Here is a 17200-nt window from a genome sequence, read left to right as displayed (position 1 = left end):
TGTCATGAGTAGTGAATGAGGTTTATTTGATGAAAGTTGATATGCAATTGGATCAGGATAAATTCCGTCAGGCATGGCAAGGGTTTGCCGGTGAAAACTGGAAGCACGAGATCAACGTCCGTGATTTTATCCAGCAGAACTACACCCCCTATGAAGGTGACGAACAGTTTTTAGCAGATGCGACCGAAGCGACCACCACTTTATGGAACAAGGTGATGGAGGGGATCCGTATCGAGAATGCCACCCACGCACCGGTCGATTTTGATACCAATATTGCCACGACCATCACCGCCCACGGGCCGGGTTATATCGAGCAGGGGCTGGAAAAAATAGTTGGCCTGCAAACCGACAAGCCCCTTAAAAGAGCGCTGCACCCGTTTGGTGGCGTAAATATGATCCGCAGCTCTTTTGAAGCATATGGCAGGGAGATGGATCCCGAATTTGAATATACCTTCAGCGAATTGCGCAAAACCCACAATCAGGGGGTGTTCGACGTCTACTCTCCCGAGATGCTGCGCTGCCGAAAGTCAGGGGTATTGACCGGTTTGCCGGATGGTTACGGCCGCGGTCGCATTATCGGAGATTATCGTCGGGTCGCGCTTTACGGCATAGATTATCTAATCCGTGAGCGGGAGCTGCAGTTTGCCGATCTGCAACCGGCTCTCGAGCGGGGAGAGCAGCTGGAGCAGGTGATCCGCCAGCGCGAGGAGCTGGCCGAGCACAAGCGGGCACTGGTGCAGATCAAGCAGATGGCGGCCAGCTACGGCTTTGACATCTCCGGGCCGGCACGCACTGCCCAGCAGGCGGTGCAGTGGCTCTACTTTGCCTATCTGGCGGCAGTGAAGTCGCAAAATGGCGGCGCCATGTCCCTCGGCCGTACCGCCACCTTCCTCGACATCTATATCGAGCGGGATCTGAAGTCGGGGCTCATCAGCGAGCAGGATGCCCAGGAGCTGGTCGATCACTTCATCATGAAGATCCGCATGGTGCGTTTCCTGCGTACCCCCGAGTTTGATTCCCTCTTCTCCGGCGATCCCATCTGGGCGACTGAGGTGATCGGCGGCATGGGGCTGGATGGTCGCACCCTGGTGACCAAGAACTCCTTCCGCTACCTCCACACCCTCAAGACCATGGGGCCGGCGCCCGAGCCCAACCTCACCATCCTCTGGGCGGAAGGGCTGCCGCGGGCCTTCAAGACCTATGCGGCCCGCGTCTCCATCGATACCTCATCCCTGCAGTATGAGAACGATGACCTGATGCGCACCGACTTCGAGAGCGATGACTACGCCATCGCCTGCTGCGTGAGCCCCATGGTGATCGGCAAGCAGATGCAGTTCTTCGGTGCCCGCGCCAACCTCGCCAAGACCCTGCTCTACTGCATCAACGGCGGGGTGGACGAGAAGCTGAAGATCCAGGTCGGCCCGAAAGTGGCCCCCATCATGGACGAGGTGCTGGATTACGACACTGTCATGGCCAGCCTCGACAGCTTTATGGACTGGCTGGCGGTGCAGTACATCAGCGCGCTCAACCTTATTCACTACATGCACGACAAGTACAGCTACGAGGCTTCCCTGATGGCGCTGCACGATCGCGACGTCTATCGCACCATGGCCTGCGGCATTGCCGGTCTGTCGGTAGCGGTCGATTCGCTGGCGGCCATCAAGTACGCCCGGGTCAAGCCGGTGCGCGATGCTGACGGGCTGGCGGTCGATTTTGTGATTGAGGGGGAGTATCCCCAGTACGGCAACAACGACGAGCGGGCCGACTCCATCGCCTGCGATCTGGTCGAGCGCTTCATGAAGAAGATCCAGGCGCTGCCGACCTACCGCAATGCGGTGCCGACCCAGTCGATCCTGACCATCACCTCCAACGTGGTCTATGGCCAGAAGACCGGCAACACCCCGGATGGCCGTCGCGCCGGTGCGCCGTTTGCGCCGGGGGCCAACCCGATGCACGGTCGGGATAGGAAAGGGGCGGTCGCTTCGCTCGCCTCGGTGGCCAAGCTGCCGTTCAAATATGCCAAGGACGGGATCTCCTACACCTTCTCCATCGTGCCGGGGGCGCTCGGCAAGGAGCCGGCCAATCGCGAGAACAATCTGGTGGGGCTGATGGATGGCTACTTCCATCATGAGCGGGATGTAGAAGGGGGCCAGCACCTCAACGTCAACGTGATGAACCGCGAGATGCTGCTGGATGCCATCGAGAATCCGGACAAGTACCCCAGCCTGACCATCCGGGTCTCCGGCTATGCGGTGCGCTTCAACGCCCTGACCCGCGAGCAGCAGCAGGACGTCATCTCCAGAACCTTCACCAACATGATCTAACTCTCATGCCCGGGTTGAGCCGGCTTGCTCCGGGCCTACTTTTTGTTTGTCAGCACGAGGAAGTAACAGATGCGACAGGTTATCAGTACCAAAGCGGCGCCTGGCGCCATCGGCCCCTATGTGCAGGCCACCCGGATTGGCAACATCCTCTATACCTCCGGTCAGATCCCGCTGGACCCCGTGAGCGGCGACATTGCGGAGGGGATCGAAGCGCAAACCCTGCGCTCCCTGCAAAACGTCAAGGCGATTGTCGAGGCGACAGGCGGCCAGGTGCGCAATATCTTCAAGACCACGGTGTTTGTCTCCGATCTGAACGACTTTGCCGCGGTCAACCGGGTCTACAACGACTTCTTCACCGAGCACGATGCCATGTATCCGGCGCGCTCCTGCGTGGAGGTGGCCCGCTTGCCCAAGGATGTGAAGATCGAGATAGAGGCGATTGCTGCGCTGGAGTCCTGACGCGGCGATCCTTATCAATAAAAAGAGCGGCAGCCCGAGGGCTGCCGCTCTTTTTTCATCGAACCCGCCGTGCGCGATAAGGGCGCAAGGAGCAGATCACGCTGGATCAGGCGATCCGTTCGATACGAGCCATGTAGAAGCCGTCGAAGCCGGTCTCGGCCGGGCTTACGGTGTGATCGTCACGCAGACGGAAGTTCTCGTTGGCAGCGAGGAACTTGTCCACCTGCTGACGGTTCTCCTGGGGCAGAATGGAGCAGGTTGCATAAACCAGCAGACCGCCCACCTTCACCATCTGGCTGTAGCGCTGCAGGATCTCTTCTTGCAGTGCGACCAGTACAGGCAGACGCTCGGCGGTATCACGCCACTTGGCATCCGGATTGCGTTTGAGTACGCCAAGACCGGAGCAGGGCACGTCCAGCAGTACGCGGTCGGCGCTCTCTTTGAGGCGCTTGACGGTCTTGCTGCTGGTGATGACCCGGGTCTCCACATTGTGGGCACCGGCGCGGCGGGCGCGTTGCTTGAGGTTCTCCAGCTTCCACTCTTCCACATCCATCGCCAGCAGGCGGCCTTTGCCCTGCATCATGGCGGCGATATGCAGAGTCTTGCCACCGGCACCGGCGCAGGCGTCAATGACACGCATACCCGGGGCAACTTCCAGAGCTGCCGCAACCAACTGAGAGCCAGCGTCCTGTTGTTCGAAGCAACCATCAGCAAAGGCCTTGGTGCGGAACAGGGCGGCGTCGGAAGTGACCTGCAGGGCCGTCTCCACACCTTCAACCGGAATAGTGGTGACCTGCTCTTTGGCCAGAATGGCCTGCAGCTCATCACGGGTGCACTTGAGGGTGTTGACCCGCAGGTAACGCTTGGGCATCCAGGCCAGGGCAGCACGCTCGGCAGGCCAGGCTTCACCCAGCTGTTCGTTGCCCAGTTTCTCCAGCCAGCTCGGGCAACCATCCATCAGCACCGGGTTCTTCTTCGCCTCGGTCAGACGGCGGCGGAAGGCCTCTTCGTTGAAGCGATCCAGCGTCGGGTTGTTGGGCTGGGCGATTTTGTGGAAGGCGTGCCAGCTGTGCAGCAGCGGCCAGACATTCTTCTCGGCCTGACGCACCTGAATACCTGTCAGAGCACAGTAGAGGCTCAGCCGACGCAACAGGTCGCCGGTGACCAGGGCAATCCTTGCCTGTTCTTGCGGTTTGAGTTCGATGCCTGAGAAGTGACGGGCATAGGCACGGTCGAGGGTAAGACCCTGACCGAGCACATCGTCAATAATGGCAACGACCAGATCCCCGAAACGGGGCAACAGTGGGGATTTGAGCATGAGATTAACCTTGGCCAGATAAAGATGAACTGCACCTTTGTGAAGAGGGGCTGTTCTAAAATTGACAAATCCGCGCAATGATAGGGGTTAGACGGGGTTGGCGCAACACTCCCACTCGGGAATGGTGGAAAGGGTTGCTTCAGCTTTGTATTGATGTGGCCGAATAAAAATAAAGTACAGGCCGCAATTCAGGCGATTGCATTAATACAAGGACTAAAAACAATGCATGTGACGAAATACTCTAGGGTGGCCTTGCTGGTTGCCAGCATGCTGGGCTCAACCAGCCTGATGGCCAGCGAATGGAGCACGGTTGCCGCCAGAGCAACAGCTGACGAGGGTTATGAGGTACGGGCTCATCAGTTCCGGGTCGCCAAGGTGCCGCTCGACTATTTTGCCGGGTTGCAAGCGGGGGCCAGCAAGCTGACCTTGCCACTGCCTGATGGGGGGGAGGTTACCTTTGCACTGGAAGCTTACAATGTACTGCCCGCAGACCTTGCAGCCAAGTATCCTCAGATCCGCACCTTCAAGGGGTACAACCCGGCTCATCCGGTTGATACTGGACGCTTCGATCTGGGGCCGCAAGGTTTTCATGCCATGTTCAGCCATCAGGGCAAGATGGTGTTTGTCGATCCGCTGCGCAATGCCGAGGGGTATGCAATTTACTACCAGCAGGATGCCTACAGCCGACTGGAAGAAGACGCCGACAAGGTGATCGGGGCTGACGCCAAAACGTTGGCTCGCAAGGTGCAAGTGGATGGTAATGTTCGCAAACGTTACACCATCGCTATCTCGGCCGCAGGTGAGTACACCCAATATCATGGCGGCTCCCAAGTGCTGGCCCTGGCGGCCATTACTACCCTGCTCAACCGGGTCAACGAGGTGTACCAGCGAGATGTGGGGGCCGAGTTCGTGCTGGCCAGCGGCAACGATTCTGTGATTTTTACCGATCCGGTAACAGACCCTTTCTACAACGGCGATAACCCTGACTACGTGAGCGGCGTGAGCAGCATCTATGAGGCTGATGACACCAGCAAGAACGTCCTGGTACAGGGAGAAGCCTTCGCCAATGGTGAGCTGGGCGCATTCGATATCGGGCATGTGGTCAATACCGGGGGAGGTGGCCTGGCCGGGCTCGGCGTGCTGTGCACCGCGGACAAGTCGGCCGGGATGACGGGCTCCGATAAGCCGGTGGGGGATGCCTTCTTTATCGACTACGTGGCTCACGAGATCGGCCACCAGTTCGGTGCCGACCACACCTTCAACGGCACCACTGGCAGTTGCGGCGGTGGCAATCGGGAGGCGGCACAAGCCTGGGAGCCGGGCAGCGGTACTTCTATCATGGCCTATGCCGGGATCTGCGGGGACGAGAACATCCAGCCCCACAGCGATCCCTATTTTCACAGCAAATCTATCGAGCAGATGCGGGCGCACATGGCGACCGTGCCGGCCTGTGGCACCACCCTGAATCTCGTCAACAACACGCCCCAGGCGGTGGCCGGAGCCAGCTATATCATTCCCGCCAACACGCCATTCGTGCTCAAGGGGGCCGGCGCCGATTTGGACAAGGATCCCCTGACCTACACTTGGGAGCAGATTGATCTGGGCGACCCGTCCAGCAGTGCTCTTGACATGATCGATGACGGCTCCCGTCCGTTGTTCCGCTTCGTGTCGCCGACCGGCTCGCCGGAGCGGATTTTGCCGAGCTTGCCATCCCTGCTCTCGGGCTCGCTCGCCAAGGGCGAGGCATGGCCCACCACTAACCGGGATCTCAACTTCCGATTGACGGTGCGTGACGGCAAGGGCGGTGTCGCCAGCGACGACATGAAGGTCCAGGTGATCAACACTGGCAGTGCCTTCCGATTGACCGCCCCGATTGGGGTGGCATTGACGCCGGGGGCAAGCCTGGCTGTCAGCTGGGATGTGGCCGGCACCACGCTGGCGCCGATCAGCTGCAGCAAGGTAGACCTGTTCATCACCCAAAACGAGGGAACCAGCTGGAGCAATCTGGCGGTCAGCCAGCCCAACAGCGGCGCCGCCACTGTCACCCTGCCGGCGGATCTGGCCAGCTCTGCCCGCCTGAAGGTGGCCTGCAGCGACAACATCTTCTTCGCGATCAGTCCCTCCAAGCTGCCGGTTGTCCAAAGCGGCGGCAGTTCGGGCGGTAGCGGCGGCGGTGGTGCCCTCGGTCTCTGGACTCTGGCGCTGGCTCTGCTGGGTTGGCAACGGAGGCGCGGATGAGGGTTGGCTGGCTGATGCTGGTGTCCCTGCTTGGCGGCTGTCAGGCCGACGCCGATACTCTGGAGCAGGCGGTCAGCGCCAGCCTGGCAAAGCAGGATTACCGGTTGATCGTGCGGGCCGGGCGCGGCGAGGTGGCGCCCGGCATCGCGCCGGAGCAGCAGGCCTCGGCCAAGGCGCGCTGCGGTGTGCGCTACCTCGACGGTCTGGGGGATGTCATCAAGCCCGGACAGGAAGAGGCCCAGGCCAAGCTGGCGGCCTATGCGGCCGATTACAACCGGCGCATGCTGGCGCATTGTCCTGCTGTCGCTGGCAGGCAATAAGCCTGCGCGTACCAAGATCGTGCGAAGGGTATATCAAGGAGGGAGGCGTGAGCCTCCCTCTTTTTTTGCAGCAGCCATTTGCTGGTCACAAGGCTTGTACCCATGGCGTGCTCGTCGCACAATGCCAGCACGCATGGCCGCATGGGCGGCAAAGAGAGAAGGAAAATCAAGATGATGGATGTTGCTGATCTGCGTCGGGAGTATACCCGTGGCGGGCTGCACCGGGCCGATCTGCCGGCCGAGCCGCTGGCGCTTTTCGAGAAGTGGTTGGCGCAGGCTTGTGAGGCCAAACTGACCGATCCCACCGCCATGGTGGTGGCGACCGTCGATGCCGATGGTCAGCCCTGGCAGCGTACCGTGCTGCTCAAGCACTACGATGCCCAGGGGATGGTCTTTTACACCAACATGGGCAGCCGCAAGGCGCAGCAGCTGGAAGGCAATCCCCGTATCAGCCTGCTCTTTCCCTGGCATACGCTGGACAGACAGGTGCATGTGACCGGTCGGGTGGAGAAGATGAGCACCTTCGAGGTGATGAAGTATTTCCACAGCCGTCCCAAGGATAGCCAGATTGCCGCCTGGGTCTCCAAGCAGTCGACCCGCATTTCGGCGCGCGGTGTGCTGGAGGCCAAATTCCTCGAGCTCAAGCAGAAGTTTGCCAATGGCGAAGTGCCGCTGCCGAGCTTCTGGGGCGGTTTTCGGGTGCGGATCGACACGGTCGAATTCTGGCAGGGGGGTGAGCATCGCCTGCACGATCGTTTCTACTACACCCGCGATGGGGATGGCTGGCATATCGAGCGTCTGGCTCCCTGAGTGCGCTGTTCAAATCTGTTTTCACAAGGAGTGTGTATGCGTCTGTATGGTGATCTGCGTTCCGGCAACTGTTACAAGGTGTGGCTGCTGGCCCGCTGGCTGGAGCTGCCCCTTGAGTGGGTAGAGGTCGATATTCAGGCGGGGGATACCCGTACCCCTGCATTTTTGGCCATGAACCCCAACGGCAAGATCCCGGTGCTGGAGATGGGTCAGGGCGATACGCTGGCGGAATCCAATGCCATCCTCTTCTATCTGGCGCAAGGTAGCACCTTGTGGCCAACCGATCCGCGCCAGCAGGCCGAGGTGCTCAAATGGATGTTCTTCGAGCAATACAGCCACGAGCCATACATCGCGGTGGCCCGCTTCATCGTTCACTATCTCGGCCGACCCGAGTCGCAGGAGGCGCGTCTCGACGGGCTGAAAGCCGGTGGCGAGAAGGCGCTGGCGGTGATGGAGCAACAGCTGAAACAGAGCCCCTACCTGTGTGGTGATGCGCCGACCATCGCCGATATCGCCCTTTATGCCTACACCCATGTGGCAGAGGAGGGGATCTTCTCTCTGCAGGGGTGGCCCGCTATCCGTAGCTGGATCGCCCGTATTGAAGCCCATCCCCGTCACCTGACGCTGCCCGCGGCCTGTCAGGCCAGCTGATGGAACTGCTGATCGAGGCCAGTCTGTGGCAACCGCAGTGGGCTGCGCTGTTGCCGCACTGGCAGCAGCAGGGTCATCGCTGGCAGCTGCTGCAGGGCAAAGAGGCGGCGGCTGCCCTCGATCAAACCGATGCACCCTGGGCGAGCAGCCCTCCAGACGGGGTGCTCTGCCCGGGAGCCCTGCTGGCTGCCTGGCTCGATGGGGATCTGCTGGCGGATTTTCATGTTGATCCCAGCCGCCAGGTTCTGATCAGTGCCTCTACCTCCCTATTGACCCTCGCCAAGGAGCAGGGACTGCTCACCCTTGGCCCTGTGGGGGCCGATCTGCCGCTCACCCCCGAGGCCGATTTGGGTGCCGTGCTTAATCGCCTGCTGGCGCGCCGCGTGATGATACCGACGTTGGCCGAGGATTCGCACGCCGCTGGCGTCGTGCTGCGACCACTGCAGGCCGCCGATGAGCGCGAGATAGTGCGCTACTGCAGCGACGAGGCGCTGGCCCGCTATACCCTCAATATTCCTCACCCCTATCCGCCGGAGGGGGCCCGCGACTGGCTGGCCCTTAGCTGGCGCAAGGCGGCGCTTGGCCTTGGCTGGAGCTGGGCCATCACCTTGCCAGAGGAGCAAGGGGCGGCGCTGGTTGGGGTGATCTCCCTGCACTGGAATGGCGAGCTCGCCTGGTGGGTGGGCGTACCTTGGCAAAATCGCGGTCTGGCGACTCGGGCCGCCAGCTTGGTCAAGGAGTTTGCCTTTGACCAACTTAAACTGCCGGCGCTGACGGCTCGCCATATGCCAGACAATTTAGCCTCCGGCCGGGTGATGGCAAAACTGGGGATGCACTATCGCGGGCGGCGCCATATCAGCGGTCGTCAGCCGTGCGAGGTGAGCTACTGGCGGCTGGATCGCGCGCCCTCCTTGCCCAGCCCCTTGCCCGAGGAAATTGCCCGCTGGCTGGCAGATGAGCGGATCGCCGTGGTGATCCTGTGGGATCCTGCCACGACCAATCGGCAGAGTGCCAACGGCAAGCTGGCCATCTCGCTCTTTGTGGATGAGAGGGGCGAGGGGGAGAAGCCCTGTTTTCTGCGTTGCCCGCCGCATCTTGAGAGGTTGCTGGCGCTGCACTGTTACCCCGTCGATCTGCTGGAGCAGGCCGAACCGGAGCAGTTGTCCCATCTTGGCGGCGTCTTGCTGAAAGACAGGGATGAACGGGGGCTGGCGTGGCTGCTGCAACTGGTCGCGCTGCAGCGTCAGGGGCCCGAGCTGCTTAGCCGCGAGGAGCGCGTATCACGGCTCCACTGGTTCAACCAATTGATGGCGCAGGCGCTGGGCGGCAACGGTGACTCTTCGCAGATACGCTATCAGCAGTTACGGCTGCTGGTGGAGCTGCCGGAGCTGGTCGACGAGCTGGATGGCTGTTGGCATCAAACGCCCGAACTGACCTTTGAGCGGTTGGCGCGGGAGGCTCCCGCCCTCTGGCTGGCCTACCGCGAGGCGATGAACAGGGCCACCCCGGCTACGCTAACAGCCTTGCAGCAGCAGTTTGCCGCTCGTTTTCCTGAGTGCACCCTCCCATTTTTGGACAAAGGTACTCAGAATGACCAGCCGTTGTGTGGAATAATGCCCGCTCTGCTGTACGAGGAGTAATATCTGATGTTGAGAACCGAGCGCCCCGGTGACATGCTGCCGGTCTATGAGCTGCTGAGTGCCGCCTTCGGTCGTTCCGATGAGGCCGAACTGGTCAACCGCCTGCGCGAATGTGGTGCCGCCGTAGTGACCATGGTCGAAGAGGAAGAGTACGAGTTCATGGGGCACCTGATGCTAAGCCCGATCACCATTAACGGCATGGAAGGGCCCTGGCTCGGTCTGGCGCCGGTCGCGGTTCATCCTGACTGGCAAGGTCAGGGGATTGGCTCGGATCTTATCCGTGAAGGGCTTGATACGGCGCTCGAGATGGACTGGAAAGGGGTGGTAGTACTCGGGGATCCGGCCTATTACAGCCGTTTCGGTTTCCGCCCGGCCAGCGAGTTTGGCCTCCACTGCATCTATGAGGTGCCTGCCGACTGCTTTATGGCGATGGAGCTGCAGGAAGGGGGGTTTGCGGGAGTGCAGGGGGAGGTGCTCTATCACCCCCTGTTTGATGAACTTCCCGACGAGCTGCCGGACGCGCAGGCAGAAGAGTCCTATTTATAGCGAGAAGTTGCAGCGACAAGCCATAGCGAAAAAGCCCTCATCGAGGGCTTTTTCAGTTTATATCAGTCCCTGCCGGACTTATTCGAGCAAATTGGCTCAGGCAATGATGTCGAGCTGGGTGCCCTTGCGATTATCTTCGCCCACCATGTCACCCATCTGCTGGGCGAGCGGGCTCTGCTGGAATTGCATGTAGTCGCTGAGATTCTGCTGGCGCTGGTAGCGAGTCGCAGCCTGATACATATCAGCCGTGCTCGGGCCCGACTTGCTGTCGCTCTCCTGACCGCTGGCCTCCAGGTAGCGCTCCACCACGGCTTTATCTTGCTGGTTAGCCGTATAAGAGACCGCCATGGCTCTGCGAGCCGTTGCTCTCTCTTCGCTCTGTGCCTGCACTTCATCCTTCTTGGTCAGTGCTTCGTTACGGGCCTGACTGACCTGCTCGGGTGTGACAGCGGGAGAGGAGGGATATTTGCCGTAATCGGGCAGCGGCATGGGCCGGGAGGTGATTTGCATGTTGGCGCTTCTCTTGTGAACAGGGACGGACGCATGATACCCATCCATTTTAGTTCAATAAATCACCACCTGTCGGTTCATCAATAGTGGGTTCAGCTTCGCGCATCGATTGTTAATTGAACCGCCTCTGAGTGACAAAAAAGGCGCCATAAGGCGCCTTTTTATCCTTCGGTTACTGCCGGATCAGTTGAAGAACCAGTAACCACGGTTGACCAGACGGGTCAGCAGTTGCAGGAAACCAGCCTGATCGGCCAGCTCCACCATATCGGCCTGAGTGATGATGTCCTTGTCACACAAGAGCGAAATGGCTGCCGCGTCTTCGCTCTGCAGGGTCCAGGCTTCGCCATCGATGAAGCACTGCTGGCTCTCGCCGCTAAACCAGACGGTGCGCAGGCCTGGTACCTTGATGGCTGGCTCGCCCTGGGTCAGCAGGTCGGCCACTTCCTCGGCGCTGTAGTCTGGCTCCACCGGATTGACGTCCAGATCGTGCTTGGCCTCGGAGATCATGGTGCCGAACCACTCCTTGAACAGAGTCTCGTCATCGAGGGCCTGCTGCATCAGCTCGCGCAGACGGTGCAGCTCGTGGGGCTGGATCTCGCCGTGACGGGCGCGGGGCTTGAGATCGGCATCGCCGTAACGCTCGGTACGCACCTCGTTGTCGATCAGGTGATCGGCAAAGGAGGAGATAAGCGCCTTGGCATCCGGTGCGCGGAAACCCACCGAGAAGTTCATGGAGGGCTCGATGGCGTAGCCTTCGTGGGGGAATCCGGGCGGAATGTAGAGGATGTCGCCCGGCTCCATGATGACGTCGATGATCGCCTCGAACGGCTCGCAGTGCAGCAGGGCGGCGTGGGCGGCGAACTCGTTGAGGGGCTTGGCATCGCCGACTCGCCAGTGGCGTTTGCCCAGACCCTGGGTGATGAACACATCGTAATTGTCGATGTGAGGGCCGACACCCGCATGGGGAGTGGAGAAGCTCACCATCACATCGTCAAAGCGCCAGCCCGGAATGAACTGGAACGGTACCGCCAGCTCGTTTACTTCGGGAGCCCAGTGGTTGCAAGCCTGTACCAGAATGGTCCAGTTCTCTTCGCCCAGATGGTCATAGGATTCGAAGGGACCGTGGGCCGCATCCCACTTGCCGTCGAAACGGGTGACGAGGCGGGACTCTACCACCTCTTCCATGGCCAGACCCGCCAGCTCATCCGGGCTGATGGGATCCTGAAAGTCGGTGAAGCCACCCTTGATAAGGAGCGGGCGCTTCTGCCAGTAGTGCTCGAGGAAGTGAGCGATATCCAGATTGAGTTCGTACATGCTGTTTCTCGTGTCTCGCAAAGAGGTTTTGCCCAAGGCAGGCTTGGGAAAAGCCACTCGGGATCCTGCCGTGGCAGGGAAAATAACAGGGGCCCTGTGGCGTATCGTGCACAGGGCCCCTTCGTCACTGCCGGTTGGCTTACTTCAGCAGATCGACCAGACGCTGGGCGTCACCGATATAGTTGGCCGGGGTCAGCTTCTTCAGCTCAACCTTGACCGCTTCCGGCAACTCCAGGGTGTCGATAAAGGTGCGCATCCCTTCGGCATCGACGCGGCGACCACGGGTCAGCTCCTTGAGCTTCTCGTAGGGCTTCTCGATACCGTAGCGGCGCATCACGGTCTGGATCGGCTCGGCCAGCACTTCCCAGTTGGCATCCAGATCGGCGGCCATGGCGGCGTCGTTGGCTTCCAGCTTGGAGATGCCCTTGAGGGTCGCCTGATAGGCAATCAGGGAGTAACCCACCGCCACACCCAGGTTGCGCAGTACGGTAGAGTCGGTCAGATCACGTTGCCAGCGGGAGATGGGCAGCTTGCTCGCCAGATGCTGGAACACGGCGTTGGCCAGACCCAGATTGCCTTCGGAGTTCTCGAAGTCGATGGGGTTGACCTTGTGCGGCATGGTGGAGGAGCCGATTTCCCCCGCGATGGTGCGCTGCTTGAAGTGACCCAGGGAGATGTAACCCCACACATCGCGGTCGAAGTCGATCAGGATGGTGTTGAAGCGGGCCATGGCGTCGAACAGCTCGGCGATATAGTCGTGCGGCTCGATCTGGGTGGTGTAGGGGTTCCAGGTCAGACCCAGGGAGGTAACAAACTCCTCGGAGAACTGGTGCCAGTCCACATCCGGGTAGGCGCTGAGGTGGGCGTTGTAGTTGCCGACTGCGCCGTTGATCTTGCCGAGGATCTCCACCGCCATGATCTGCTTGAACTGGCGCTCCAGACGGTAGGCGACGTTGGCCATCTCCTTGCCCATGGTGCTCGGGGTGGCAGGCTGACCGTGGGTGCGGGAGAGCAGCGGCATGTCACGATACTCGTGAGCCAGACGCTTGAGCTCGCTGATCAGCTTTTCGCAATAAGGCTTGATGACCTCTTCGCGGGCGGTTTTCAGCATCAGACCGTGGGAGTTGTTGTTGATGTCTTCCGAGGTACAGGCGAAGTGGATGAACTCGCTGACAGCCGCCAGCTCCGGGTTCACTTCGACTTTCTCTTTGAGGAAGTACTCCACCGCTTTCACATCATGGTTGGTGGTGCGCTCGATCTGTTTGATGCGGGCGGCGTCGCTCTCGTTGAAGTTGCTGACGATGCCGTCGAGCAGGGCGTTGGCGGCCGCGCTCAGGGCAGGGACTTCCGGGATCCCGGCGTGGCTGGCCAGTTTCTGCAACCAGCGAACCTCGACTTCAACGCGAAAACGCAGCAGGCCGAATTCGGAGAAGATAGGGCGCAGGGCATCGGCCTTGTCGCCATAACGACCGTCAATCGGGGAAACAGCAGTCAGCGCGGACAGCTCCATGGGGTGAACTCCTGATGATTTGTGTGGGGGATCCGTATCCACTCGCACGTGGGGCTGAGTCGTCGTCAGGGCGGATGTGCGGCTGTTCACCCTGATGTCGACCTCGCTTGCCCGCGCGCGAGCCGATGATTAGTAACGTTTGGCCAGCTCCACCATCTTCTTGCGAGCGAAGATGATCTGGGTGCGGCTGCCACCGAGCTGACGCCACAGCACGCAGGCACGAATGCCTGCCAGCAGCAGGGCGCGCACCTTGTGCTGCACCAGCGGCTGCTGCAGGAACAGCGGGGTACCCGCCACCTGGATGCGCGGCCCGATGGGGCTGATAAGATCGCTGTAGATGCTCGCCATGTTGGCCAAAATCTGCTCGTCGAGCAGATCGAAGTGCTGTTGCTGGCGGCCAATCTGGCTGATCCGCTCACCCAGCATATTGAGAATGTCCTTGCGCTTGGCCAGCTTGCGCTCCAGTGCAATCAGGCTTACCACGTAGCGGGTCAGCTCGGCATTCTTCTGGCTGCCGTCGGCACCCAGCTGCTCGACCAGCGCACGGTAGCCGTCGCGAATGGCCAGATGGGTGTTGTTGAACACCTCGAGCGGCTGGCTCGGGTTGGTCACCAGAATGCTGGAGAGGCTCTCGCGCAGGGCGGCCTCGTCACAGCTGCCGTCTCGGGCCACCTTCTGCACCAGATACGCGGCCTGGCAGATGCCGGCAAAGGCCATTGTTCTGTCTTGGAATTTATCGCTCACGTCTGCTGCCTTCTGTTAAGGATTCAAACCGGATGGCTGAAACGTTGTTCGATGATGCCACCGCCCAGACACACTTCCCCGTCGTAGAAGACGGCGGACTGGCCCGGGGTCACCGCAGCCTGTTTCTCGTCGAAGATGACCCGGATGGTCTCGTCGTCGATGGGCTGGATCAGGCAGGGGATATCCTGCTGACGGTAGCGGGTCTTGACGGTGCAGCGACGCGGTTCGCGAATGGGAGTGCGATCCACCCAGTGCAACTGGCTTGCAATCAGGCCATCGGAGTAGAGGCGGGGATGCTCGCCCTGCGCCACCACCAGCACGTTGCGCTCGACCTCTTTGTCGACCACATACCAGGCCTCTTCGGTGGCATCTTTGCGACCACCGATGCCGAGCCCCTTGCGTTGGCCCAGGGTGTGATACATCAGACCCTGATGCTCGCCGATCACCTTGCCATCCACGGTCTCGATTTTACCGGGCTGGGCGGGCAGGAACTTGGCCAGGAAGTCCTTGAACTTGCGCTCGCCGATAAAGCAGATGCCGGTGGAGTCTTTCTTCTTGGCGGTGATGAGATCGAGCTGCTCGGCGATGCGGCGCACCTCCGGCTTCTCCAGATCGCCAACCGGGAACAGGCTCTGACCCACTTGCTTTTCGCTCAGGGTATAGAGGAAGTAGCTCTGATCCTTGTTGTTGTCGAGACCGCGCAGCAGGCGCGGGCGGCCGGTGCTGTCGTCACGGCGCACATAGTGGCCGGTGGCGATGTAGGTGGCACCCAGCTCTTCGGCGGCAAATTCGAGGAACGCCTTGAACTTGATCTCCTTGTTGCACAGGATATCGGGGTTTGGCGTGCGGCCAGCCTTGTACTCTTCGAGGAAGTGCTCGAACACATTGTCCCAGTACTCGGCCGCGAAGTTGATGGTGTGGAGTTTCATCCCCAGCTTGTCGCAGACGGCCTTGGCATCAGCCAAATCCTGGGCGGCAGAGCAGTACTCGTCCGTGTCGTCTTCTTCCCAGTTCTTCATGAACAAGCCTTCGACCTGATAGCCCTGCTGCTGGAGCAGGTAGGCCGAGACGGAAGAATCCACGCCGCCGGACATGCCGACGATCACCTTGATTTGGCTGTTGTCTGTCATTAGTCGAAGTTACCAGTTCGTTTAAACGGGGCGTATTCTACCAGAGTTTTGCGCCCCCGGTCACATCTCCATGCCGCAGTTCCCATCAGGAGCCTGATAGCAGGAAATCGTTTTTCTGTTGTTGGCCTTTGTCACCGAAAAAGAGTGTCAAATGGCCTCAGATAAAGGCCTTGAGTGCCGACAGTGGCAGCCGTGTACCCGCCAGATAATCCTGAATACACTGCCACACCAAGGGGCTTCTCAGAGCCGGTTTGCATTCCGCTATTTCTTCCAGAGTGAGCCAGTGGCAAGCCAGCACATCGCCGTCAGGATCCTCTGGATGGTGCTGACCCGGCGCTTTTTCAAGGTCGAAGATGATGGCGGTGCGCACATAGGTGGCCTCGCTGTCGGCCGGTTTGAACAGATAGGTACCAAGCCAGGCGGTCGGCGTGGCGGTCAGCCCCGTCTCCTCTTTCAGCTCACGACAGGCCGCGTCAATCAGGTTTTCCCCCGGCTCCACATGGCCGGCGGGTTGGTTGAAACGGCGCTGGCCCTTGATCTCCTCTTCCACCAGCAGGAAGCGGCCCTGCCAGTGTACCAGGGCGGCCACGGTGAGGCGGGTGGGCAGCGGTGGGTGATCGCTCATAAGGGACTCCTTGTCTGGTTGGCGGTGCCCCGGCAGGGCGCTCGATTTAACTGTGCTGTTCAGGTGACGGCACGCTGGCCAAATGGCTTACGCGTGTTATTCCGACGGCTTGCTGCGGGCCGGGCGACGGGCGGTGCCGCGCCCGCCGCTGCGATTGCCAGGGCGCGGCTCGGCCTCACGGCTGCCCCGCCCTTGGCCGGGTGCCTGCTCTTGGCCCTGATGCTGGGGGCGGCGGGCCGTTCGTGGTGCGCTGTGGCTGCCTGCTCCCTGTGGCTTGGCGGATGTTCGTGCTTTGCCTTGCGTGGCAGCTGGCCGTGGCGCCGGGGCCAGCTCGGGGGCGGGCAGGGTGCGGCTCTCCCCCGGTGCCAGCGCGTCGAGGGTCCAGTCGCCGATGGCGTAGCGAATAAGGCGCAGGGTGGGGTGGCCGATATGGGCGGTCATCCGCCGTACCTGCCGGTTGCGCCCCTCGATGATCTTGATCTCCAGCCAGCTGGTGGGGATCTCCTTGCGCTCGCGAATGGGCGGATTGCGCGGCCATACCGCAGGTTCATTCATAATGCGCGCCCCAGCGGGCAGGGTCATGCCGTCATTGAGCTCCACCCCGGCGCGCAGGGCGGCCAGTTTCTCCTCGCTCGGGATGCCTTCTACCTGCACCCAGTAGGTCTTGGGGGTCTTCTCCCCCGGCTGGGTGAGGCGCGCCTGCAGCTTGCCATCATTGGTGAGCAGCAGCAGCCCCTCGCTGTCGCGATCGAGCCGCCCTGCGGCATAGATGCCGGGCTCTTTGATGTAATCCTTGAGGGTCTCGCGGCCCGCCTCGTCGGTGAACTGGCAGAGCACCATGTAGGGCTTGTTCAGCAGGAGCAATTTGCGATCCTCTGGGGCCAGCTCCGGTTTGCGGGGGGATGCATGGCGGGGGGCGGCTGGTTTGGCCGCCGTGCGCGGGGCGTTATCGCGCGGCGTACGGCTGACAGAGAGACGGGAGCGGGGAGATTTCATCGGATACACACTTCAGACAGACGATGGCAGCGAGTGTACCACAGGGTGCTGAGGGCAGGATGAAT

Annotated in this window: 16 protein-coding genes; 8 read left to right on the top strand and 8 right to left on the bottom strand. The window is 60.9% G+C overall.

From position 1 onward, the window contains the following. Window positions 1-29 precede the first annotated feature (29 nt). Window positions 30-2324, top strand: a complete 2295-nt coding sequence (gene pflB / locus I6L35_RS00315; RefSeq protein ID WP_216979250.1) for a formate C-acetyltransferase — start codon at window positions 30-32, stop codon at window positions 2322-2324. 69 nt (window positions 2325-2393) lie between these two features. Then, window positions 2394-2783, top strand: a complete 390-nt coding sequence (locus I6L35_RS00310) for a RidA family protein (protein ID WP_216979249.1) — start codon at window positions 2394-2396, stop codon at window positions 2781-2783. Window positions 2784-2889: 106 nt separating this feature from the next. Here I6L35_RS00310 and I6L35_RS00305 read toward each other — a convergent pair whose 3' ends face one another. Continuing rightward, the gene (locus tag I6L35_RS00305) at window positions 2890-4101 is read right to left on the bottom strand and encodes an RsmB/NOP family class I SAM-dependent RNA methyltransferase (protein WP_216979248.1); all 1212 of its coding nucleotides are present in this window, start codon (window positions 4099-4101) and stop codon (window positions 2890-2892) included. Between the two features lie 222 nt (window positions 4102-4323). Between I6L35_RS00305 and I6L35_RS00300 the strand changes: the two genes are divergently transcribed. The 6 genes from I6L35_RS00300 to I6L35_RS00275 all read left to right on the top strand — a co-directional run bounded on the left by I6L35_RS00300 (window position 4324) and on the right by I6L35_RS00275 (window position 10306). Then, a complete protein-coding gene (locus tag I6L35_RS00300; protein ID WP_216979247.1) occupies window positions 4324-6339 on the top strand; it encodes a reprolysin-like metallopeptidase in 2016 nt (671 codons plus the stop codon). Beyond that, on the top strand, window positions 6336-6659 hold the full coding sequence (locus I6L35_RS00295; protein WP_005344032.1) for a hypothetical protein: 324 nt from the start codon (window positions 6336-6338) through the stop codon (window positions 6657-6659). The genes I6L35_RS00300 and I6L35_RS00295 overlap by 4 nt, the downstream gene beginning before the upstream one ends. A gap of 171 nt (window positions 6660-6830) precedes the next feature. After that, window positions 6831-7469, top strand: a complete 639-nt coding sequence (gene pdxH, locus I6L35_RS00290; RefSeq protein ID WP_216979246.1) for a pyridoxamine 5'-phosphate oxidase — start codon at window positions 6831-6833, stop codon at window positions 7467-7469. A gap of 36 nt (window positions 7470-7505) precedes the next feature. Beyond that, window positions 7506-8120 carry a glutathione S-transferase family protein gene (locus tag I6L35_RS00285; RefSeq protein WP_216979245.1) on the top strand — a complete coding sequence of 205 codons (615 nt, stop codon included), beginning with the start codon at window positions 7506-7508 and terminating at the stop codon, window positions 8118-8120. Beyond that, window positions 8120-9760, top strand: a complete 1641-nt coding sequence (locus I6L35_RS00280) for a GNAT family N-acetyltransferase (RefSeq protein WP_216979244.1) — start codon at window positions 8120-8122, stop codon at window positions 9758-9760. The genes I6L35_RS00285 and I6L35_RS00280 overlap by 1 nt, the downstream gene beginning before the upstream one ends. Before the next feature lie 6 nt (window positions 9761-9766). Beyond that, a complete protein-coding gene (locus I6L35_RS00275) occupies window positions 9767-10306 on the top strand; it encodes a GNAT family N-acetyltransferase (RefSeq protein ID WP_216979243.1) in 540 nt (179 codons plus the stop codon). Window positions 10307-10402: 96 nt separating this feature from the next. Here I6L35_RS00275 and I6L35_RS00270 read toward each other — a convergent pair whose 3' ends face one another. The 7 genes from I6L35_RS00270 to rluE form a co-directional block, all read right to left on the bottom strand. Continuing rightward, on the bottom strand, window positions 10403-10816 hold the full coding sequence (locus I6L35_RS00270; protein ID WP_216979242.1) for a hypothetical protein: 414 nt from the start codon (window positions 10814-10816) through the stop codon (window positions 10403-10405). 183 nt (window positions 10817-10999) lie between these two features. Beyond that, a complete protein-coding gene (locus I6L35_RS00265; RefSeq protein WP_005334626.1) occupies window positions 11000-12130 on the bottom strand; it encodes a cupin domain-containing protein in 1131 nt (376 codons plus the stop codon). Window positions 12131-12269: 139 nt separating this feature from the next. Next, complete coding sequence (gene purB / locus I6L35_RS00260; RefSeq protein ID WP_005334624.1) at window positions 12270-13640, bottom strand: adenylosuccinate lyase; 1371 nt, start codon at window positions 13638-13640, stop codon at window positions 12270-12272. Window positions 13641-13769: 129 nt separating this feature from the next. Then, window positions 13770-14384 (bottom strand): high frequency lysogenization protein HflD, encoded by a 615-nt coding sequence (gene hflD / locus I6L35_RS00255; RefSeq protein WP_005334622.1) that lies wholly within the window; start codon window positions 14382-14384, stop codon window positions 13770-13772. A 23-nt stretch (window positions 14385-14407) separates the two neighbouring features. After that, window positions 14408-15514 (bottom strand): tRNA 2-thiouridine(34) synthase MnmA, encoded by a 1107-nt coding sequence (gene mnmA / locus I6L35_RS00250; RefSeq protein WP_058052872.1) that lies wholly within the window; start codon window positions 15512-15514, stop codon window positions 14408-14410. Window positions 15515-15671: 157 nt separating this feature from the next. Then, window positions 15672-16139, bottom strand: coding sequence for an NUDIX hydrolase (locus I6L35_RS00245; RefSeq protein ID WP_216979241.1), 468 nt, complete (start codon window positions 16137-16139; stop codon window positions 15672-15674). Window positions 16140-16235: 96 nt separating this feature from the next. Then, window positions 16236-17135: a 23S rRNA pseudouridine(2457) synthase RluE gene (gene rluE, locus I6L35_RS00240; RefSeq protein ID WP_216979240.1), complete on the bottom strand. Its 900-nt coding sequence runs from the start codon at window positions 17133-17135 to the stop codon at window positions 16236-16238. Between the last annotated feature and the right edge of the window lie 65 nt (window positions 17136-17200).

Origin of the sequence: Aeromonas sp. FDAARGOS 1405 (assembly GCF_019048265.1) — a bacterium.
GTDB lineage: Bacteria > Pseudomonadota > Gammaproteobacteria > Enterobacterales > Aeromonadaceae > Aeromonas > Aeromonas veronii_A.
This window is presented reverse-complemented; position numbering and strand designations above follow the sequence as displayed.